This is a genomic window from Paenibacillus amylolyticus (genome assembly GCF_003719335.1).
Taxonomy (GTDB): Bacteria; Bacillota; Bacilli; order Paenibacillales; family Paenibacillaceae; genus Paenibacillus; species Paenibacillus amylolyticus_D.
Genome location: NZ_RIAS01000011.1, coordinates 158,568 through 183,118 on the forward strand (window position 1 = coordinate 158,568; position 24,551 = coordinate 183,118).

General features: G+C 42.4%; 4 protein-coding genes. All 4 read right to left on the reverse strand.

Going from position 1 to position 24,551, the window contains the following annotated elements:
• Positions 1–153 precede the first annotated feature (153 nt).
• The 4 genes from EC604_RS19670 to EC604_RS19685 all read right to left on the reverse strand — a co-directional run bounded on the left by EC604_RS19670 (position 154) and on the right by EC604_RS19685 (position 24,503).
• The gene (locus EC604_RS19670) at positions 154–9,978 is read right to left on the reverse strand and encodes a non-ribosomal peptide synthetase (RefSeq protein WP_123065784.1); all 9,825 of its coding nucleotides are present in this window, start codon (positions 9,976–9,978) and stop codon (positions 154–156) included.
• A gap of 36 nt (positions 9,979–10,014) precedes the next feature.
• Complete coding sequence (locus EC604_RS19675; RefSeq protein WP_123065785.1) at positions 10,015–21,978, reverse strand: non-ribosomal peptide synthetase; 11,964 nt, start codon at positions 21,976–21,978, stop codon at positions 10,015–10,017.
• A gap of 265 nt (positions 21,979–22,243) precedes the next feature.
• On the reverse strand, positions 22,244–23,449 hold the full coding sequence (gene fabD, locus EC604_RS19680; protein WP_123065786.1) for an ACP S-malonyltransferase: 1,206 nt from the start codon (positions 23,447–23,449) through the stop codon (positions 22,244–22,246).
• A 199-nt stretch (positions 23,450–23,648) separates the two neighbouring features.
• Positions 23,649–24,503, reverse strand: coding sequence for a Cof-type HAD-IIB family hydrolase (locus EC604_RS19685; RefSeq protein ID WP_123065787.1), 855 nt, complete (start codon positions 24,501–24,503; stop codon positions 23,649–23,651).
• Positions 24,504–24,551: the final 48 nt, after the last annotated feature.

Consider the following 24,551-nt stretch of genomic DNA (forward strand, 5'->3'; position numbering starts at 1 on the left):
GATCTCTCCTTCCTTATCTTCGCATGTAATCGTACTCATTATATATCGGTCAGAAGGGAAGCCATTGTTAAAAACCCGGTAAACATATCAACAGAAAGAACAGCCCAAACAGCTGTTAATCACTGAAAACAGTTGTTTGGGTTGTTACATAAATTAATAACTTTCCGATGTAATCAAGTCAAGATCGTCGATATGAACCTCAGGGTTCGTCACCACTTGTTGAATGATAGAAACAAAGTGTTTTTGAATTTGTTCAACCGTAGCGATGTCATATAGCTTAGCATTGTACATTAATATGATTTTCATTTGCTCATGGGGTTTAATAATTAAAGTAAAATCGAAACTATTGTGTTCCGTTCCCCCAACATTCGAGATTTCAAGCGGCATTTCACCTATTTTGCCCAAATCCTCCAGTCGATCCTGTACCGGAAAATTTTGATACACGACCACATGGCTAATCAAGGCTTGTTTTTGCTTAGTCAAATTTTGAATATCATATAACGAGTACGTATCATACGCATGTGAATCCACAGCTTGTACTTGGGTCCTTTTCATCAGTGTGATAAAGGATTCTTCGCCCTCAGCCCGAATACGAACAGGAATGGCATTAATAAATAGTCCAATCATGCTTTCAATCCCAGGAATAACTGGTGGTCTGCCCGATACAACACTGCCAAATACGACATCTTTACTTTCATTATATTGCTGCAGTAATACGCCCCACGCGGTTTGCATAAATGTATGCACCGTCACCTGTTGTTGCTCCGCGATTTGTTTCATTCTCTGAACCAGTGCCTCATCCAAATGACAGTTTAGCGTTCTGGAATCCTGTCTTTCATGCTGCGGTTTAGTTTTCCCTCCAGGTAATCTGGTTTGTCCCTCATAACCTTCTAGGTACCGACTCCAGTAGGTTATCGCTCCTTCATTGTCCTGCTGCTCCAACCATTCGATGAATTCACTATAGGGTGTTAACAGGCTCATTTCAGGTTTTCGATTTTCCCGAATCGCAAAATAATTTTCGAAAATCTCTTTGCTGATCAGAGACATACACCAGCCATCCATCAAAATATGATGAAAACTCCAAATGACATGATAATTTTCTGGGGCTGTTCGTATAACAGACATCCGTATTAACGAATCTTTTTGCAAGTCGAATCCTCTAGCCTGATCCTGCTTGATGTGTTGCTCGATATACGTTTTACGCTGCGATTCGCTTATGCCTGTTATATCCTCAACTTTAAATTCAAATTTCTTCTCTTGATAAACAATTTGAAGGGGAATGTCCAGCATTCCAGTGTAAAAATTAGTTCTTAATATCGCATGTTTTTGCATGATTTGATCCAGGCTTTGTGCAAAAGAGGCAATATCCAAATCTCCGGCCATATCAAACAAGATTTGTACAAAGTACGCACCCGAAACGGGATTCCGCTCACTTTCGTACAGCATTTCCTTTTGCAAAGGGGTAAGTGGATACACATTCTCAATTTGACCGATACTTCGGGTATACTCAACCATTTGATTCCATTGCTCTATCGTCAATCCCTTAAGTGAAAGATCACTTGGGGTAAGCTCCCTTTGTTCTTTAGTGATGCAATGCTCGATTACTTTACGAAGGTTTTCCTTATAAGAATAGGCCAGCTGCTCCATCGTTTCTCGTTGATATTGTTTCTGACTATAATTGATGGACAGTGACAACTCCCCTTCTACAACGATACTGTTGATATTAAGCACAAACGGTCTCTTGTTATTTTCACTAACGGAAGGTCCACTGGAATAGGTCGAAAATTGAATACCAGCCTGGTCCGAATCCTGGTTTATTTGACCCATATAATTAAAACTGATTTCGGGATTTTGCTCTAATTGGTCTTCTTCAATCCATGCTGACAAGTACCTTAAGATCCCGTAACCGATCCCTTTACTCGGGACCTGGCGCAGTCTTTCCTTGACAGACTTGATTCTTTTGGATATGTCAGCTCCCGTTTCCATCGTAATCATGACTGGATACATGCTCGTAAACCATCCCACGGTACGTGTAATATCCAGCTCTGGAACAATATCCTCCCTGCCGTGCCCTTCCAGGTTCACGACCACTTTATCCATGCCTGTCCAATCATGAACCGCCATTCCCAAAGCCGTTAGCAAAATGTCATTAATCTCCGTATTGTACGCACGATGGGTCTGTTTTAATAACTGCTCCGTTTCCTCTGCCGTCCAATGCAAGGTAATCGTTTCGCTGTCTTTTCCAATGCTTTCTTTACAATCCATATCTTTAGGCAACGGAGTTCGCTCGACTTGATCCACAGAACACCAGTAAGCATATTCCTGCTTCATCACAGGCTGAACAGCAAAGGCGGATAACTCTTCTGCCCATTGTTTAAACGACGTCGTTTTTGGAGGCAGGCAGATTTCTTCCCCTCTGAGGAACTGATCATACCCCGTTTGAATATCTTCATACAAAATACGCCATGATACCCCATCAATCACCAGATGATGAATGGCAAAGAGCAAATGATCCCCTTCAGCGCATTGAAACAAGCCGAGTTTTATCAATGGACCGTGAGACAGATCCAAGCTGCTCTGGATTTCTTTTGCTTTCATTTCAATCAAGGGTGCCGGATCAGTTTCATTCTTCAGATCGAAGATATGCAAACTGTATAATCCCTCTTCTTCAGTTCCACGGTTCCACGCTTGATATCCGCCCTCTGGTACTTGACGATAAACGATGCGAAGGGCATCATGCTGCTTGACGATTTTGTTCATGATGCTGTGAATGAAGCCGATATCGAACCCATCTTTGCGGAAGAACATCATTTCCTGGTTGTAATGATGTGCGTCCACCATGTTTTGATCAAAGAACCAGCGCTGAACGGGTGTCAGTCTGACTTCCCCTGTCACTTCCCCTTGATCATAAGAAGTGTTCACAGAGGTGACGTGTTCACTTAATTGGGATACGACCGGATAGGTGAAAAAATGCTTCATTTCCACTTTATAGCCTGACTGAAGCAATCGTGACGCCACTTGAATACATTTGATTGAATCTCCCCCGAGCTCAAAGAAATGATCTGATCTGCTGATTCTCTGAACACCAAGCACGGCTTCCCAGGCGGAGATAATTGCTTGTTCTACTGGGCTCTGCGGTGCCTCATATTCGGCTATCTGATCTACATGTTTTTGGGGTAAAGGTAATGCCTTCCGGTCAACCTTACCATTGGAAGTTAACGGAATATGATCTACATGAACAAAATAAGACGGGATCATGTAATCCGGGATTTCATGAGCTAATGCTGATCTAATCTCCTTGGCTGACAATGCACTGCTACCTTTCCAATAAGCACATAATTGCTTGGATCCGTCCTCCTGTTCATGGGCGATTACAACCGCTTCTTGGATCGTTTCTATTTTTAAAATAGCGGTCTCCACTTCTCCCAGTTCAATTCGATAACCCCGAATTTTCACCTGCTGATCGATCCGTCCCAAATATTCAATATTTCCATCTTCCAGCCATCTGGCTGCATCTCCAGTTCGGTACATCTTTCCTTCAGTGATCCAGGCACGTTCTACGAATTTCTCTGCTGTCAACTCAGGGCGATTCAGATATCCCCTGGCCAGTCCCTCTCCTGCGACATATAACTCTCCCGGAGCACCAATCGGCTGCAGCTGTTGATGCGTGTTCAATATATAGGTCTGCAGTGTCGGGATCGGTTTACCAATGTTGCTTTTTCCAGCCTGTATCTCAATTTCAGTAATTTCCTTATAGGTCACATGAACGGTGGTTTCCGTTATGCCATACATATTGATTAACTGAATAGATGGATATTTCTCTCTCCAGTTTTTTAATAAAGCCGGATTGAGAGCTTCCCCTCCAAAAATCACTTTTCTTACATTCAGCCTTTCTTCTTGACTTGTTAACTCCTCCTGAAGGAGATGGTAGAAATACGTTGGCGTTTGATTCAAAATGGTTACTTGCTCATCTCTTAACAATTGTAAAAATTGCTGCGGACTTCTAGCTGTCATTTGGGGGACGATAACCAGTTTGCCTCCATAGAGCAAGGCACCGTACATTTCCCATACGGAGAAATCAAAGCAAAAAGAGTGGAACAGCGTCCATGTATCTGATGATTTAAAATCAAATCTATTTTGACTGTTAAATAACAATCGAACCACATTTTTATGTTCAATGCATGTACCTTTGGGTCTCCCTGTTGTTCCCGAAGTATAGATTACGTAGGCCAGCCCTGTTCGGTACACGTTTACTCCCAAGTTGGAATCATCTTCATGGTAAACATCTAAATCGTCGAGGCAGATGCTTTCTCCTGTAAAAGAGATACGTTCCTGTACATGCCGCTGCAGCAACAATACATGTACATCCGAATCTTCAAGCATGTAATTCACACGTTCCTCTGGATATTCCGGATCAATCGGTACATACGCACCGCCAGCTTTCAAAATCGCAAGCATTCCCACGACCATGTCTAACGATCGTTCAGCGATAATTCCAATTAACTGATCTTGTTGAATCCCTTTAGCATGCAGTGCTCTTGCCAATTGATTGGCTTTTCTGTTCAGTTCATGATAGGTAAGCTGTTGACCTTCGAACACAACCGCGACGTGTTCAGGAGTTCGTTCTACCTGTTCTTCAAACAGTCCATGAATCGTTTTGTCCATAGGGTATGTGGCCTTCGTGTCATTAAAAGATTCCAATATCTGCACTTTCTCCTGTGCTGTCATCAGGTCTATATCATCGATGGGGACATATGGATTCAGGGCGACCTGCTCTAACAGTTGAATCAAGTGCCCTTGGATCCGTTCTATGCTTGCGCGATCATAGACATTGGCATTGTAGTAGAACATACATTTCATTTCTTTGCCCGGTTTGATAATCAGGTTAAAATCATAATTGGTTTGTTCATCTGCTTCTACATTCGTAATGCGAAGAACTGTCTGCTCTTGATCCCCAAACTGTTCAGTAATGCCTTGTACCGGATAATTCTCAAACACGAGAATGTGATCAATCAAATTTTGCTTTTGCTTGGTTTCCGCTTGAATCTCGTATAATGGATACGTTTCATGCGGATGCGAAGCGACAGCTTGCTCCTGAATCCGTTTCATCATCGCCGCGAATGTTTCGTTTCCTTGCGTTTGAATTCGCACAGGGATCGTATTAATGAATAGGCCGATCATACGTTCAACACCAGCAATCCCTGCGGGTCTGCCTGATACCACACTCCCAAATACGACATCCGCACTGTTGTTGTATTTCTGCAGCAACATTCCCCAAGCCGTCTGCATCAGCGTGTTCAGCGTTACCTGATTCTGACTTGCAACCTGTGTGATGCGTTCAGTTAATTCCTGACTTAGTGGGCAAATTAGATTTTCGGATTGATATTCGCTGCTTTTTCGAAGGTTATGCTCTTTTGGCAAAGCGGTCTGCTCCTCATAGCCTTCCAAGTAGTCACTCCAGTATTTCAGTGATGCTTTACGATCCTGTTTATCTAGCCATTCAATATAGTGTTTGTAAGGCGCAGCTGTTTGTTGTTCACTTTGCCGTCGTTCCAGGATTGCAAAATAACCATCGAACAGCTCCTGGATCACAAGAGAAAGACACCAGCCATCCATTAAAATATGATGATAATTCCAAATGAAACGATAGGTTTGATCATCCGTCTGCAAAATCGATATCCGCATCAACACATCCTTGGACAAATCAAAACCTTTATTTTTATCTTTTCGAATATAAGCTGCCACGTATGCGTCACGATCTTCTTCCTTCATTTCTCGCAAATCTTCATATAGAATCCCATTTGGTTTATGACGGTAAACCACTTGTAGGGGACCGTGTTTCCATCGGCTATGAAAATTCGTTCTGAGAATCGAATTCCGCTCGATCAGTTGATCCAAACTTTTAGCAAATGCTTTCACGTCTAACAACCCATGAAGATCCAGCGTCGTTTGAAGCACATAAGCTTCCGAATTCGAATGAAGTAAATCATGAAATAACATTCCATTTTGCATCGGAGACAGCGCATATATGTCTTCAACTTCACCCATGAGTTCAGCTTCGCGAACCAGACCTTCCAACTCTTCAATGGTCATGCCTTTCAAAGATAGATCACTTGGTGTCAATTCCGGCTTCTCTTTGCTCAAGCAGTGTTTTATTAATTGTTGCATATGATTTTTGAAATAGGCCGCCACTCGTTCCATCGTTTCTTTGTGATACTGTGTGCGGCTGTACTTCAAGGACAATGACAACTTTCCTTCCATAATCAAAGCATTTACATCAATAAGAACATTTCTTCTATGATTCTCGCTTGCTGTAGCTCCGTCTGAATAAGGTGACATTTGCATCCCACTATGTTGAAGGTCCTGATCGAATTGTCCCAAATAGTTGAAGCTAATTTCAGGATTCAAGGTAAATGGAGTCTCTTTCCGGTGTATACTTAAATATCTTAAAATCCCGTATCCAATCCCTTTTTTAGGGATATTGCGAAGGACCTCTTTGTTTGTTCTAATAAGCAGAGATATATTGGAATGTTCTTTCATGTTAAGCACAACGGGATATTGGCTTGTAAACCATCCGACCGTTCGTGTAATATCAAGATCCGGAATAATAGATTCTCTGCCATGTCCCTCTAGATTCACAAGAACTTGATCACTGCCCGTCCATTGATAAATCGACATACCTAATGCAGTAAGCAAGAGATCGGCAATCTCCGTATTATACGCACGATTTGCATGTTTCAATAGCTGTACTGTTTCCGCTGCCGTCCATTCCAGCGTTAGTTCTTCGCTGTCTTTTTCCAGGGCATCGTTCGTTCTGAAATCGGTCGGTAATGGCGTAAAGGAGGCTTGTTCCATTTCTCTCCAGTAGTCCAATTCCTGTTTCATAACTTCGCTGTCCGCATACAACTGCAGCTGCTCCGCCCATAATTGAAACGATGCCGTTTTCTGTGGTAGCTGCATCGGTTTTTCAAGCATGAATTGTTCATAGCTCTTTGATATGTCTTCAATCAGAATTCGCCATGAAACCCCATCGATCACCAAATGATGGATCACAATCAATAGATGATCGCCGTCTGCGCATCGAAATAAACACAACCTCATCAAAGGGCCGCGCTCCAAGCTGAACAACCGTTGCAGTTCATTGGCTTTCTTCGCGATTTGATGAGATGGATCTGCTAACGACGTGAAATCCATCATTTCAAACGTATAGAATGATTTTTGTGAGTCCAGCCCTTGATTCCACGGCTCATAACCTTGTTCTTTGTAATGATACTCCATGCGTAGTGCATCATGATGCTCAATCATTTTATCGAACACGTGGCGAAGGGGGGTCTCGTGAAAACCTTCTTGCCGATATAGCATAATGGACTGATTATAGTGATGGGGATCCACCTTGTACTGCTCAAAAAACCAATGTTGGATAGGCGTCAGTGACACTTTGCCCGTAACGGTTCCCTGCTCTGATGTTGTGCTCACGGGCTGAACATGCGGAATCAGGCTTGCAATGGTTGGGTTCTTAAACAGATGTTCCATCTGTACCTGATAACCGGCCTGATATAACCTCGACGAAACTTGAATGGATTTAATCGAATCGCCGCCCAGCTCGAAAAAATTATCCCGGAGTCCAATGTTTTGTACCCCCAGCACACTTTCCCAGATAGATACCAGCTGTTGTTCCATGATGGTACGCGGCGCTTCGTATTGCATTCCCTTCAGCATATGTTCTTTGGGAGAAGGCAGTGCTTTGCGATCCACCTTTCCATTGGACGTAAGCGGCATCTGATCCAGCTGTACAAAATAGGATGGAATCATGTAGCTTGGCAAATGCCAAGCTAACTCTTCCCGTAGCTCCGCAATGGTCATTGCTTCTGCTCCTACGAAATAGCCACATAATTGCTTTGTTCCCGCTTCATCTTCAATAGCGATCACGATAGCCTCTTGAATCCGGGTTATATTTAAAAGGGCACCCTCCACTTCACCAAGTTCAATCCGGTATCCACGAATTTTCTCTTGATGGTCCATTCTTCCGATATATTCAATATTTCCATCGGGCAGCCATCTTGCAAAGTCACCCGTCTTGTACATCTTCGCTCCAGCTACAAACGGATCATCGACAAACTTCTCTGCCGTCAGGTCAGAGCGATTCAAGTAACCTCTGGCGATCCCCGCTCCCGCTACACATAATTCTCCCTGCACTCCAACAGGCTGCAATTCACGGTGTTCACTTAAAATGTAGACTCTATTGTTCGCAATTGGCTTTCCAATCGAGATATATTGCTCCGTCGAGTTGATCGGAAGAACAGTAGATACCACACTATTTTCAGTCGGGCCATACTCGTTACATACTTCGATCCGTGGATTGATATGTTTCAATCGATGTATTAAAGAAGGCACAATTTTCTCTCCCGCTGCGACTACATTTTTCATCGAAGCCCAATCCGCAGCTTGCGCTTGTTCCAAAAGAGTCATCAAGAAACTAGGCGGGCTTTGAATATGCGTAATTGCCTGTGTTTTGATCATCGAATTGATGGCCACCGCATCTTTACACTGCTGCCCGTTCAATACGTACACGGTTGATCCAGAGATAATCGGGCCAAAAAAGTGAGTAATGAACGAATCAAACACAAAGGGATTCAGCATTAACACCCTGTCGTTTCCGCTAAAATGATAAAAGTCCGATTTCCATTGCAAGGAATTCACAATGCTGGCGTGTTCAATCATGACACCTTTGGGGTTGCCCGTTGTCCCTGACGTGTAGATCATATATGCTAGGTCACTATCACTGGCCGAATACTCCAGATTTAAATGACTGTTACTGCAGTGGGCATCATCTTCGAGAAAGACAGACGTACCCTCATATGATTCAGGTATTTGGATGTGACTGTGATGCAGCAACCAAGCCGCATTTGAGTCCTCAAGGATAAACTGGATACGATCTGCCGGATATTCTGGATCAATGGGAACGTATGCCCCCCCAGCTTTCAGAACACCCAATAATCCCACAATCATTTCCAGCGATCGTTCTGCCATGATTCCAACGAATTGCCCTGTCTGCAATCCCTTTGCTTGAAGTGTGCGAGCCAATTGATTGGACTGTTGATTTAAATCTTTGTAGGTTAATACACTGCTCTCAAATACGACTGCAGGGTGATCCGGCGTCCGCTCCACCTGTTCTTCAAATAATTGATGCATTAACTTATGCTGTGGATAAGCCACTTTTGTATCGTTAAAATCGAACAACAGTTTGTTCCTTTCGGAAACTGACAACAGTTCGACGCGACTTAACTCCAGATCGGGTTGGTTCAATAGAATAGCGAACAATTGATCGAGATGCTCTGCAGCTTGAACCATATAATCTCGATCATAACGCTCTGCGTCATAGGTTAATTTTAATTGAATAGTCTCGTTATCCAGATCAAACTGAAATATCGTGGCTGCTCTTACGTTATTGTCATCAGAAACCGTTTGAGCTTTCCCTAATGAAACCAATGTATGGATCATAGGTACGTGATTCGAATCGTACTCAATGCTTAAACGTTCAACCATTTTTCTGAAAGAGATTCGTTGATGTTGAACAGCCTCACTGAAACTGACCTTCATTTGATTAAATATAGACTTGAAAGACATCGTATGATCGATATTATTTTTTAAGAGGAGAACCTTATTTGACAGCGTCAGGTCACTGTTCTTCTCTTCCATCGCTCTCATGCCCATAATTATTTGGGTTTCATTGGTGTATTTATATAAAAGACACTGAACTCCGGATAATAATATCGTGTACATGGCCATTGGGATGTTTCTTGAAATAGATTTGATTTTAGTAGATACTCCGTCTGATAATGGTTTATTAATGTAATTTTGTTGGTTTATATCGTATGTGTGTTTGGAATTGATCTTGCAATAAGGCAAATGAACAAGAACATCATCTTCTTGGAATCGGCTCTCCCAATACAATTCTTGTTTCTTAAATATAGACATACGACACCCCAATCAGAATTTATATTTTATATTCACTTAGAAAAAATCCATCTCGATCAGATCGGCCAGTGTACCTTCATTCATGTCCTCTTCAGGGAATTTAATCTGATTGATTTCAATATGAGGTTCACAGCCTATCGTTGTCAGAATTAGAAGCAAGTGTTGTGACATGGCTGCAATCGTGGTTTTTTCAAATAGAATTGTGCTATATTCAAAAGCGGCATCAATCTGCTGATCCGACTCGGTAACATACAGTGTTAAATCAAACTTGGATACGCGATTATTTGGAGCAACTGGCATACAGGTGAGACCATCCATATGCATCTCTGACGGACCTGAATTTTGCAATACAAACATCGTGTCAAACAGCGGGTTCCGCCGTGCATCCTTGGTCAGATTAACTTTTTTGATTAATTCCTCAAACGGATAATCCTGATTCTCATAAGCGTTCAGCATATGTTCTTTAACTTCCAGCAGATATACTGCAAATGTTTTATCCGCTGCAGGCTGATTTCGAACAGCAAGTGTATTCACGAACATGCCCATCACCGGCTCCAGCTCCGCATGTGTTCTTCCCGCAATCGGCATACCCACGATGATATCCTCTTGTCCACTATATTTAGACAACAAAATGGTATAAGCCGCGAGCAGGATCATGTATAACGTTGCTCCCGTCTGAGTTTCCAATTTTCTCAGGCTTATGGCCAGGTCTTCGTTCACAGCAATTTCCAATAAATCCCCCTCATAACGCAGCGATTCGGGTCTTTCATAATCTGTTGGCAATTCCAATAGAGGAATTTGCTCACTGAAGACCCCGAGCCAATACCGCTCCTGCTTTTTCATCCAATCACTGTGAAGTTGGAATTGCTGCCACTCCGCATAATCCTTGTATTGAATTCGAAGAGGAGATAGCTCTTCTCCACGATATAACTGACCGAGTTCGGACATTAGAATCTGCACAGATAGTCCATCTGCAATGATATGGTGCAGATCCACTAACAGTACATGGCAATCCTGTCGCAGTTTAATCAGCCCTGCTCTCATAAGCGGTGCTTGTCCCAGATCGAAGGTACGAATAAACTTCTCTACCTGGTCTTCCACCTCTTCTTCCACTGCCTGAATGGATTCAATGACAAACTTCACTTCAGGATATATGATTTGTCTGGGTTCTCCTTGGATGACTTTGAAAGCAGTCCGGAGCGATTCATGACGATCTACTAACTGCTGAAAAGCTGCCTCCAATCGTGTCCGATCCAGCGCTCCTTCCAGCATAAACAGGCCTGACATGTTGTAGATGAGCTCCTCACCGGCTTTCATGCTCATAATGTACATTCTCATTTGTGCAGAAGAAATAGGATAATATTCTTTTTCCGTCGCTTGTGCAATAGGCTGGTTAACCTGCTGCTCCATCTGATTAATGTACTGGGCCATTTGTTCTATCGTCTGCCATTCAAATACGTTTCTGACTGAGATACGAACACTCAGGTTTTGATTGATTTTGTACACCAGCTTTGTCGCGCGTAAAGAGTTGCCTCCTACATCAAAGAAACTGTCTCTTATACTGATTTTATCTATACCAAGTACGTCCTCCCAAATGGGTAGTAACGTTTTTTCCAAGGATGTTCGGGGTTCGATATATTCACTTCCCGTTTGTATGTTTTCTAGTGGAGGCGGGAGTAAACGTCGATTAATTTTCCCATTGGAGGTCAGAGGCATATTATCGAGCTCTATAAAGTAAGCTGGAACCATATAATTGGGCAGCAGGGCAGCGAGATTTTGTTTCAACTCTCTAACGGTCTTTTCGGAATCCGCCGTAAAGTAGGCACATAGAGATTTGTCTCCGTTCTCATCCTCATGTGCGATCACGATGACTTCTTTCACACCTGGTACAAGTAATAATGCTGCTTCAACTTCACCCACTTCAATTCGGTAGCCTCGAATCTTGATTTGATGATCGATTCGCCCCAAATACTCGACATTGCCGTCCGGTAGCCATCTCACCAGATCTCCCGTCTTATACATCGTCGCTCCTTGGACGAAGGGATCACGCACGAATTTTGCTGCTGTCAGTTCAGGCAAGTTCAAATATCCTCTACCTACTCCGTCACCTGAAATGCACAATTCCCCAACAACACCCACAGGCTGAACCTTTTCATGATTGTTTAATACATACAGACGGTTATTGCCTAATGTTCGGCCAATCGGCAGATGATTTTTTCTGTTTTCTGTATCCAACTCCTCCGGAACAACACGATATGTCGCAGCATCGACACAGCATTCAGTCGGACCGTAAACGTTAATTATGGTTGGCAGCGAATGGTGGAGTGAAAATAAAGCAGTGAATTCAGCCACACTTTGCTGAGAAAGAGCCTCTCCGCCAATGAGCATATATTTTAATGAACTTCCGTGAACGTCTCTTGCCCTGGCAAGCAATTTCAGGTGAGCAGGTGTACCGTCGGTTACCTCAATTTCATACCGCTTGTAATAATTCATTAGCTCTTGTCCATCCCCAACCGTTTCCTTGTCTACAACAAACAAGGCATGTCCCGACAGCAGCGCGCCAAAAATCTGTTTGACCGATGCATCGAAATAGTAAGGAGCTAGTACTGCAACATGCATACCGTTATGTGATTCATTCATAACCTGGCTGAACAGCGAGGTAACTAAATGTTGAACCTGACGATGTTCGATCATGACGCCTTTTGGCATCCCCGTTGTACCGGAAGTATAGATTACATATGCCAGCTGGCTGGAATCTCCTACCCGTTCTAAGTTGGAGAGATTAGATGCGTAGCTTTTTTCATCGTTTAAATCCATAATTTTCCCATCGAAAATGATCCTTTGTTTCAGATGCTCTTGTGTGACCAAAACCATTGCTCCTGAATCACGCAAGATATGCTGGATACGCTCTTCAGGAGAATCCGGATCAAGCGGTACATATGCCCCGCCCGCTTTGATAATGCCCAAGATACCAACAATCATATCCATGGAACGCTCTGTCATAAGGCCTACGAGTTGATTCGCGCATACCCCTTCAGCTCTTAGCGTATATGCCAGCTGGTTCGCCCGTTCATTCAATTGACGATACGTTAATTGCTGCTGATTACCATAACTAACAGCCAATTGGTCAGGTGATCGTTCTACCTGTGCCTCGAAGCGTTCCTGAAGGGTCTGATCCCGGGAATAGTCGATTGCGCTATCATTAAAATCATGTAATAGAACGTACTGCTCCTGTTTAGACAGCATTTGAATATCAGACAATACAACATCCGGTTCGATCACGATGTCTCTGAGGATATTCAGCAGATGTGTCTTCATTCGGTCGATGGTATTCCGTTCAAATAGATCTGTCTTATAATTCAAGTGCATCTCCAGACACTCGTGATCATCTTCAACGATGAACATCAGATCATATAATGATACGCCGACATTGCTCTCTCTCACTTTGAAACTGCAATCTTTTTCCTGCCTTTGGTTCAACGCTGTATTTTGAAAAATATACATGGTATTAAATAATGCTGTTCCTGTCGACTCGCGATGTATGTTTAATTTTTCAACAAGATGGTCAAATAGATAGTCTTGGTTGTTCAATGCATCGAGGGATTGATTTTTGATCTCCTCGAGATAGGATCGGAACGACTTATTTGCCTTAGGCTGTGTTCGAATCGCTACCGTCTGAATAAAGACACCTACAATACGCTCAACATCTGGATGATTTCTTCCTGAGGTTGGCGTCCCTACGATAATGTCCTCTTGAGCCGTATACCGATGAAGCAACGTATTATACGCGGCTAACAACACCATAAACAATGTGGTGCCTGTCTGTTTGGCAAGACTGTTCAGCGAATCCTTCAAGTGGTGATCCAAAACAAAAGACAGTCTTGAACCAGCCGAAGTCACATAGGGTGTTCGAACAAAATCGGTAGGCAGATTCAGACTAGGTATCTCCCCACTGAATTGATCCAGCCAATATTTCTCCTGCTGACTGTAGTTTTCACCTGTCATGTAGTCTTTCTGCCAAGCAACAAAGTCCTTGTATTCAACCTTGATTTTCGGCATGTTTCTTCCGTCATATGCATCGATAAGTTCATTCGTTAGAATACCAACGGAATAGCCGTCGGATATAATATGATGCATCTCAATGAGAATCTCTGCATGATCATCGTTAACACGAATGAATTCCGCACGTATTAACGGAGCTTGGGAGCAATTAAACGGTTTGGTAAACGCCTTGATATGCTGTTCAAATGAGTCATAGCTTTGCTCCGAGCGTTTCACTTGAAAATCAATCGATGGGGCAATGGCTTGATAAAGTTCTCCTTCAACCAGATGAAAACTGGTGCGAAAAGCTTCGTGACGCTTCACCATTTGTTCTAATGCATCAATTAATCTAGCTTCATCTATATCTCCTCTAACGGTCAGATGACCGCACATATTCTGGAACACACTATTGGGCTCAAATTGATCCAGAAAATAGATTCGTTGTTGTGCAGGAGAAGTCTCGTAAAGCTCTTTGACCTCCAGTGGTCTAATCGGAACGATTGGGCTTACGTTCTCGTCTGTAATCAGACTGGCAAGCTCCTTCAGATGTCTATTCTTGAATAATTGAACGATCGAAATATGTTGTGCAAACTGCTGATGGACTTTGGTGAGCATCACAGTCGCCTGGAGAGAGTTGCCTCCGAGATCAAAGAAGTGATCATTTCTGCCCACTTGATCCAGAGACAATACGTCCTCCCAAATCCGCGCCAGCTTTCGTTCAATATCATTGAGCGGATACGCAAACTCGGCAGTATGCCTAATGCTAACAGCACGTTCTGTTTTAAACTGATTGTACATATCGTCTAATTGTGCCTGTTGTTGATCTGTAAATAATGTCAACGACAAGATCTCAGCTTCAGGACGACTGACCATACGATGCAGTAAACCTATAAACCCTTCAGACCACAATTTCATGATCTCATGTCCAATCAGATCGGTATTGTAATCAAAATCGAGATAAAGTTCATGGCTTACATCCGTAATATTTAGAAATAAATCATATGAAATATGTTTGATCGGATACGACACAAGCTTCGTTTCAATATTATCGAATTGAAGGTGATGAATCGTTCGATCCATATTAAATAAGATGCGGGTCTCCGGTGCGCTCGTAGAGGCAAGATGCTCGGATACAAGCGTTAATGGAACATACTGATGTTCCATGACAAGAGCCAACTTCTCCTTAAGCTGAACAATATGGTCCGCAACAGACTGCTCCGTTAACAAGCTGTGATGAACAGGTACAATATTGACGCAGTTGCCCATCAAAGCATTTTTCCTCATATGAGATTGACCTGCCGTAGGCACTCCGATCACAAGCTGAGACTGCCCTGTGAGCCGATGTAAATATAAATGAAACGCGGCAAACATCGTGACAAACAAACTGTTTTTATTATTTATACTTAATGCTCGCAAGGATGCTGTTAAGGAATGATCCAGTTTCATGGAGTATCGTGCGCCTGAATATCCCTTTTGCACCTCAACGGACTGTGCCGTTGGTAGAACTACGTTCGGATAGGATAAGGAAAATTGCTTTTGCCAGAACTGCAGCCCTTGGTCATACGCACCTCTGCCCTGTTGAAGCCGCTGCCAAGTTAAATACTGACGAAATGGAGTGGCTTCTGGCAATTGAACTGGAGTTCCTCGAATAAGAGAAGAATAAATTTGTTCCAATTCTTGAACAAATAAAGCAATCGACCAGCCATCTGCAATAATATGATGAAAGGTAAGCACCATAACATATTGATTCGCTGCCTGTTTAAGCAACGTAATTCTAAACAAAGGTTCCCCTGATTGCAGATTGAATGCTTCACTCGCGTCGCTAGATAACCAATCGGATATTTCCTGCTCTTGCTTCTCGCCAACATACATGGAGAAATCCAGCCATGTGCAGTGAAATTCCATTACTTCCTTGATTTGTTGTGTCTCACGATCCGCATGAATAACAGTTCGCAGAGCTTCATGACGCTGTATGATCTGATTCACAGCTTGTTCTAGAGCGGACGGGTTCATGTCGCCCTTCATTTTCAAAATAATACTCTGATTTAATGCCGCATTTGCATCTTCACCGTGTAGTGTAGTTAGTAATAATTGCTTTTGCTCCAATGACAAGGCAATTTCCATAACAGGTGAAGCACCAGGAATAAAGCCCAGTTCCCGCAATTCACTGATCGTCTCTTTCACAATCTTAATGATTGTATTCATGTCATCCATGGAATGAACTGTAGATATAAAGCAGTTGCGACCTTCCCAAATATATAAACCTTTATGGATTAGATGGTAGAAAAATAACTCCATATCTCCAAAGGAAATAAATCTAAACAGTGATCCAAAGTTCACCATCTGCATAGGCACATTCGATGTTTTAAAAAACTCATTTAATTCCTTTACAAGATAATCTGTTCTTTCATTTAATTCGTCGTATAAAACTCCTGCTTCGGATTGAAGATGCTGCAGTACGGCTAACGTTACTCGCATAGTAAGCGGATGGGTACAGAATGTTCCACCAACAAAGGTTTTTTTGTCTGCGTCAGGAGGGAAAGAAGAATCACCAAAATTCCAGGAGCCTCCGTCTACAGCATTCATATATTCAGCTTTGCCCGCAACGATGCCAATTGGCAGCCCGCCGCCAACCACTTTTCCATAGGTAACCAAATCCGCCTGAACTCCAAACCATTCCTGTGCTCCACCCAATCCGATCCTAAATCCAGTTATGACTTCATCAAAAATAAGTGCAGTACCAGATTGTATAGTAATCTCTCTAAGTTCATGTAAAAAAGGCGTTGGTTGCAGATCAGGTCTTCGACTCTGTACTGGCTCAACAAGCACAGCAGCCAATTCATCACCCATACGACGAATCAGTTCAAGGGATTGCGGATGGTTATAATTCAGAATGATCAAATCCTCCATAGAACTTTTCATAATTCCAGGAGCCATGGGCAGTGCAGAAGATAAAATATTTCCGGGGTCCGCTACTCCTAATACGCCGTCATGTGTACCATGATACGACCCGGAAAATAATACAACTTTGGAACGTCCCGTTACTGCCCTTGCCAAACGAAGCGCAACCATGACAGCTTCAGTACCCGAATTATAAAATGCGACACGCTCTACACCTGTCAGCTCTGAAATTTTGACTGCAACATCTCCTGCCAGATCGGACATAGGGCCTAATGGAGGCATCTGTCCTTGAATGCTCTCAGCCATAATATGTTGAATAAACGATGGATTATGACCAAACAAATTCACACCAAACCCCATCGTCAAATCCAAATATTCGTTCCCGTCTACATCCCATATTTTGGACCCATCAGCACGTGCAGCAATGATGGGGTACACCATTTCCTTCCAATAAGAACGAAACCCAGCAACATTACGATTGTTGGCATGTACATAACGGGTTTGATTGGTTTTTAGCTTAGAGCCCTTGGTTTTAGCAGTATATTTGGCTATAAATTGTTCAATATATTGGTTCTGCAAATCTGAGAATGGACTTTCTTCTTGAATTTTCAGTGATTGATACGGTATAAACGGCTTGATTTGTTTGGAATCGAGATTAGATGTAACGTTTTCCGTTCGAATCCCCTTACCATTTTCATTGTTTGCTTCCATATTGGGCACTTCTCTGACCTTTTTAACTTCATTGAGTTCATTAAGTTCATTGAGTTCATCGTGTTTAGGATGTTTCATTTGCGAATGATTCACTTGAGCAGCTGTTTGCTCACCCAATAGCAAATTCAGACTTTTTAATTGGGATTCCATCAGCTGAATGGCAGACATCACAATTTGGTCTGAATTCGCTGATGATCTGGCCGGATTTGTATGAGGCACCGATGCAAGATGTTGTTGTTCAGAATGTTCCTGTTCTGGCGCATCATCTAAGTGTGCAGACATATCAAAACCCTTTGTATTCTCTGACACATATTGCACTAAGGAATGGATATTCGTAAGATTCTCAAAAAACATCTCCATCGGAATATCCAGGCCAAACCCGTCTAATATCTCTTTCTTGATTTGCACAAGGATGATGGAGTCCAGTCCCATCTGCAGAAAATGGGCATGTTCATCTAGTTCTGCCAGTTTCAGACCGGATGCGCGGCTGATGCTTGTCTTAATTTTCAATTGTACATCGTTTGTTTTTTTCTCCATTGGAACCCCATTCCTTTCTACCTTATGTTTTGCAGATACCGGTTGTTTGACTTCGATCCAACACCTTTTCTGCTCAAAAGGATATAAAGGCAATGGAATTTTAGGGATGATCTCGCCTTCGTACAGCCTCTCCCAATCGATCACTGCCCCTTGTGTAAATAACTCACCGAATGAACGTAATGATTCTGCCTTTGGCAGTGCATAGAGATGATCGGAAGCGATAGCCCTGTCTTTTTTGGCATAGCCAAAATAAACGTCGGAAATCTTGTTTTCTCCATGTGCAATTTGTTTCAATTTTCCATACAGTTCCTGTGCACTCTTTGCAACGATGGCAAGCCGATAATCCAGACTAGCCCTTCCCCTACTTGCTGTGTAACAGATTTGTTGAACGCTAACGTTGCTGTGCTCTTCTATATACTGAATATACATTCTGATCAGGTCATTCAGTGCCCGTTCATTAAGAGCAGATAACACAAATAGGTGAGGCTCTTGATCCGATGTTTGTTGTACTGTCTGTGATGGAACATATTCTTCAAGAACCACATGCGCGTTTGTGCCGCTGAAGCCAAACGAGCTGACCCCGCATCGTAAAGGTCGATCTTCGTCAGTCAAAGCCATCAATTCCTGATTCACATAAAAAGGAGAAGATTCAAATTTCAGTGCCGGATTAGGCTTATTAAAGTGGACCAACGGCGGAATCGTCCTATGTTGTAACATGAGAACAGATTTAATTAATCCGGCGATACCCGCCGCTTCAAAACTATGTCCTATGTTGGTTTTAGCGGACCCGATCGCACAAAATTGTTTTCGATCCGTATATTTTTCAAAAGCCTTACGTAAAGCATTAAATTCAACGGGATCACCTAATTTGGTGCCTGTTCCATGTGCTTCTATGAAATGCAGTGTATCCGGTGAAATGCCAGCCTCTCTCCACGCCTGTTCAATGACATTCGTCTGTGACTCGGGATTAGGCGCTGTTATACCAACCGTTCTACCATCTTGATTAATCGCACTTCCTTTGATTACGCCATAGATATGGTCGCCGTCCTGCATGGCTTGTTGCAATGGCTTCAGCATAACCGCTCCAACACCTTCACCAAAGCCTGTACCGTTCGCGTCTTCGCTAAACGTTCGTGTCAATGCATCTGGAGATTCCATATCCAGTCCGATACTGATCGGTAACAACGCGGTTCGAATCCCTCCTGCAATAGCCATCTCACAATCTCCTGCAAGCAAACCTTTACATGCCATATGAACCGCAACAAGCGAGGAAGAACAAGCTGTATCAATTGTCAGTGCCGGACCCTTCAAATTTAAAAAATATGCGATTCTGCTCGCCAGTACAGATGGTAAATTTCCAATAATATAGTGTTTGATCTCTGAAGGATAACTTGCCGTGATAAGTCGTTCATAATCATACCCAACTTTGGAATAACCCACATACACGCCAACATGACTGCCATTAATCCCTGCACCTGCATACCCCGCATCTTCGATCGTATGCCATGCTGTTTGCAAAAACATTCTTTGATTCGGGTCCATAAATTGGGCAGTTCTCGGGGTTAATCCAAAGAATGAATAATCAAATTGATCGATTTGATCTAAATAACCGCCTTTGATCCATTCCAGTTGATCCGTTTCATTCCGAATGGACTGAATATAATCCGTTGCGTCTTGTATCCGATGCTCAGGATAATCCTGAATATAGTGCTTTCCCTCTTCTAGGACACGCCAAAAATCACTTGCATTCGATGCTCCGGGAAAATTCATAGACATACCAATGATGGCTATATCATTTGATGATGACTCATGTTCCCGAGCTGGGTGGACTTTTTTATTTTCACTGCGACTACCAGCCAAATATCCTGCTAAATCCGTTATTGAGGGATAGGTAAAGAGATCCGTAACGGCTATCTCTTCTCCATATTTCTCTTCGATACGTTCAGCGATCTGGGCCAGCTGCAATGAAGTTGCACCCATATCGAAATAGCTATCTTCAACTTTAATCCTTTTCCCCACCAAAACATCAGAAAATAGGGATATCAGTTCCCGTTCCAAGACTTGAACAGAAACGGTTTCCATTTCTCTTCCTGTATCCTTCATAAGTGCTTCTTGGATAAGTGCAGATTCTACTGAAAACTTTCCAGCTTCATATTGCTTGGCTAACTGATAGCGCTGAATTTTTCCGCTCGTTGTTTTCGGTAATTTTTTAATAGGCAGTACTTCCTTGACACTCCATCCTCCATGGATATATAAATGCTTTTTAATTTCTTTTACGAGTGGCAGAAAGTGTTCGATCTTTTTTTTATAAACGACAAAAACGATAATTTCTTCGCTCTGACTATTCGAATCGTACACACCGCAAGCCGCAATTCTGCCGAGTTCAATCTCGTGCAATTGAATAGCTACACGCTCGATGTCATGAGGATATATATTTTTACCATTCATGAAGATAATGTCTTTCTCTCGTCCTGTGACCACAAGAGAACCGTTCATGGTAAAGCCCAAATCCCCTGTAATTACCCAACCATCACGAGTAAATACGTTCTCGGTTGCCATCTGATTATTGTAGTATCCTTGGGTGACGTTATCTCCCTGAATTTGTATCCTGCCGATAACATAATCTGGAACGGGATTCATATCCTCATCACATATTCGGACATGACAATAGTCCACAGCTCGACCAACGACAGCAAACGATGCCACATGCTCTGCATCCTTCTCGACTTCAATGACATGCTCAACAAAATTCAGGTGATCGCGGTGTACATATACCGCAGCAAATTCTTTCTCTGTTGGAGGAAAGCAGACTGCCACGGATGCCTCTGCTAATCCATACACGGTAAACATAGCCGTTTTCTTCAACTGATAGGCTGATAACACATTCAGAAACTCATGGCAAACCTCTGGTAATATAGGTTCGGCACCATTATAGATGACTCTGACACATGATAGATCCCATCCATCGGCCTTGTCTTCACGGAAAAAATTCAAAAAATACTTGTAACCAAAGTTAGGAGAGGAGAGGATAGTGGCTCTATGTTGATTGACTTTTTTCATCCATAGAATTGGTTTTCGAATAAATAGTTCCGTTGGGATCAGATATTGATGAATACCCGCCACGAATGGAACGAGGTGGAATCCGATCAAACCCATATCATGGGTGAGCGGCATCCAAGAGAGGAAACGATCATCCGAGCTGATTTTTGTACCATTGATTGCAGCACACGCATTGTATATCAGGTTTCGATGGGTGAGCATAACACCTTTGGGATCACCGGTTGATCCAGACGAGAATTGAATAAATGCCAGGTCGTCCGACTTGGGCTCGTTATATCTAACAACATCATACTTATATACCTGGTCATGTATTATATCCGTTCTTTTCTCCAGCTGATGATGGAAATCTGACATTTCATGCTCCAAAGCAAAATTTTTCATTTTACCCAGCACTTTCTCAGATGCAATCATGAAAGGGTCCTTCAGCAAATCCCAAATACGGTATACTTTCATATTTTGTTCTTCATCTTCACCAATACTTACAGGTACAGGTATCATTCCACCCAATATACAAGCCCAAAATGCGACAATAAATCGTTTGTTTTCTTGAATCTGAAAAATAATCTCCTGCCCTGGTTTTATGCCGATTTCTTGTAGATATCCCAAATAACCTTTGGCTTCGTTAAATAATTGACGATAGGACATCAAAGTTTCCATTTTATCAGAATCAATAAAACGAATACCTCGGTCTGTTGTATTACTTCTGTCGCGAATAACGTCTACGAGTGTTTGAAATCGACTGGTATACATATCTCTCCTCCAAATGAATCATCTCTGTGTAACTTATCTAATTAGTTACACATATTTACTGCAAAATTTTACCATAGAAATATATGTATTTTCAAGAAAATTATTGTTACTATTTGGTAAAATATAGTTTTCGATGAAGAGTGACTATTTACACATTTTGATAAAATAGATACATTTTCAAGTAAATCCAGTATAAATCCAATGCCAAATAGGCTGCCTCAGATGAGGCAACCTGGAGTGTATAGCAATTGGTGAAGCCAGTAATCTAAATCGTACTTATCATCGCTTTTGCGTTCATTGGGGATTGCTTGGCTGCAAAAATCAGCTCACACAGCACAATTGAATCCTGTATTTCAGCTTCGCTAAGTTCATGGCGAGGATTGTCTAGCTGTTCTTTCATCCGTTGTAATTTAGGAAATAATGGCTCAACTGTTTTGTTGTATATTGCCGGGTCCTGACTGTAATTCCGTGAAGTGAGTGCTGTGCTCATCAGTTGAGACAACTTATGTTTTCGTATGGTTAAGAGTTTGTCTTGTCTTGCCTGTGAGTTCGCGAGTATCGTTAAATCGGAAGGTTGACCTAAAGAATAAGGTACAATGTTCTTCGCTATTTTATTCATAAGACTCACTAGCACTTGTTTGGAACCCAGTTCAATGACCTCCGTAACCCCTTGTTCCACTAAGTAGTGCATGGACTCTAACCACCTTACTGGCCAAGTCATTTGTCTATTCAAATAATCTACAACGGATTGGTCCGACGGATAGGGCTTCGCTGTGACATTGGAAATGATAGGGTATGCTGCATGATCATATTGATATTGATCTATTTCAATCTTGAATTGTTCTGCCGCATTTTCCATCATGGGAGAATGATATGGACCGGATACCTGAAGATAAGAATGTTTTGTTCCTTTGAATGCCGTTCTTCTTATGACCTCTTGTACAGATTGGCGGTGGCCCGAAATAACAAACTGCCGGTTCGCGTTTATACAGGCAACACAGACAGGTCGTTCGTTTATAGACACTTCTTCACATATTTTTTGAAGCGTACCGATTGAGATATTGGAAATAGCCGCCATGGTACCTTGTTGATCTGGATCTGCATTGTGCATAATCATGCCTCTTCGTCTTACAAGTTGAACAGCCTCTCGGAAAGATAGAACTCCCGCGCATACGAGAGCCGAATATTCTCCCAGGCTGTGCCCGGCCATATAAGCCGGTTTCACTCCAATTTCCTGCATATAGATCTGAAATGCAACAACACTAACGGTTAACAGTGCGGGCTGGGCGTTCATCGTTAATGTCAATTCATTCATGTTTCCTTCAAAACACAGCTTTTTTAAATCGAAAGAAATAGCGTCACTAGCTTCTTCAAATAAATGCCTGGCTACATCAAATTGATTCCAGAAGTCTCTTCCCATCCCAATGATCTGAGAACCTTGTCCAGGAAACAACAGGGCGATATTACTCATCTGGTGTCCTCCATCTATTCAGTTTCATATTCCTCCAACCTCCGTTTAAACCCAATAAATTCCTTGTTTTCAAAATTCATATTAAACTTTCATACTAAGATATGCAATAAGCTCGGGTATAAAATAAAAACAGACACCTCCAACTACAGAGATGTCTGTCTTAACGGATTGAATCTTATGATTCTCTTTTTCTCAAGATTTAAATTAACCCATGCTTCACAAAGCTATGATATAGTCCATCTTCTTCCACGGAGCCTGTGATATCATCGGCAATTGCTTTCAGCCCAGGCTTCGCATTGCCCATTGCAATCCCTATAGCACAGAACTCCAGCATCTCGGCATCATTCATGCCATCGCCGATGGCCAACGTATCTTCTCTCGACATTCCCAGATGCTCTAACAGATCAGCAATCGCAATCGCTTTGTGGATGCCCGGAATCATCAATTCCCCGCTGCCCTCTCCGAAAACAGGCACAGTACATTGAATCACTTCGAATTTGCCTTCAAACTCCTCTTTGATGCGTTCAAACGGGACGACTTCACTTTCCAGAAAACAGACCTTGTTTACGTCGTCTTTATACAGATCGGCTTCACCATAGGTTAATCCTGCAATAAACGGATGAGGTTTTGTTTCCTTTTTCTCCAGAGCAACTGGATCATTCTCGATATCTCCATAGATGCGGCGTTCCAGATGAGTCTGAAGATTACTGCTCGCATACAATGCAGAGTTGGATTCGAGATAGAAATCAATGCCGTTTTCATTGAAGAAATCGACCATATGACGAACATCTTCTGCAGTTACTTTTTTGTGATATAACACATCTGCTCCGTATTCAACGTACCCTCCGCCTGCTCCAATCAATCCGTCAAAGCCTACATCCCAGATCGAATCATAGATCTCAGCCTTAGAGCGGCCTGTGCATAAGTACAGCAGATGTCCATTCTTACGCGCTTGTTTACAAGCCTCTTGAGCAGACAATGGGATGTTACCGTCATCGTCTACCAACGTGCCATCAATATCAATAAATACGATTTTTGGTTTTGTGTTGCTCATCTGTTATTCCCCCAGTTGTATTCTCTGTCTGAAACCTTACGTTTTACT

Excerpts from the sequence above, each read along its gene's own strand:
- EC604_RS19670 (WP_123065784.1), bottom strand. The coding sequence starts at position 9,978 with ATGTCTATATTTAAGAAACAAGAATTGTATTGGGAGAGCCGATTCCAA.
- EC604_RS19675 (WP_123065785.1), bottom strand. The coding sequence starts at position 21,978 with ATGTATACCAGTCGATTTCAAACACTCGTAGACGTTATTCGCGACAGA.
- fabD (WP_123065786.1), bottom strand. The coding sequence starts at position 23,449 with ATGAGTAATATCGCCCTGTTGTTTCCTGGACAAGGTTCTCAGATCATT.
- EC604_RS19685 (WP_123065787.1), bottom strand. The coding sequence starts at position 24,503 with ATGAGCAACACAAAACCAAAAATCGTATTTATTGATATTGATGGCACG.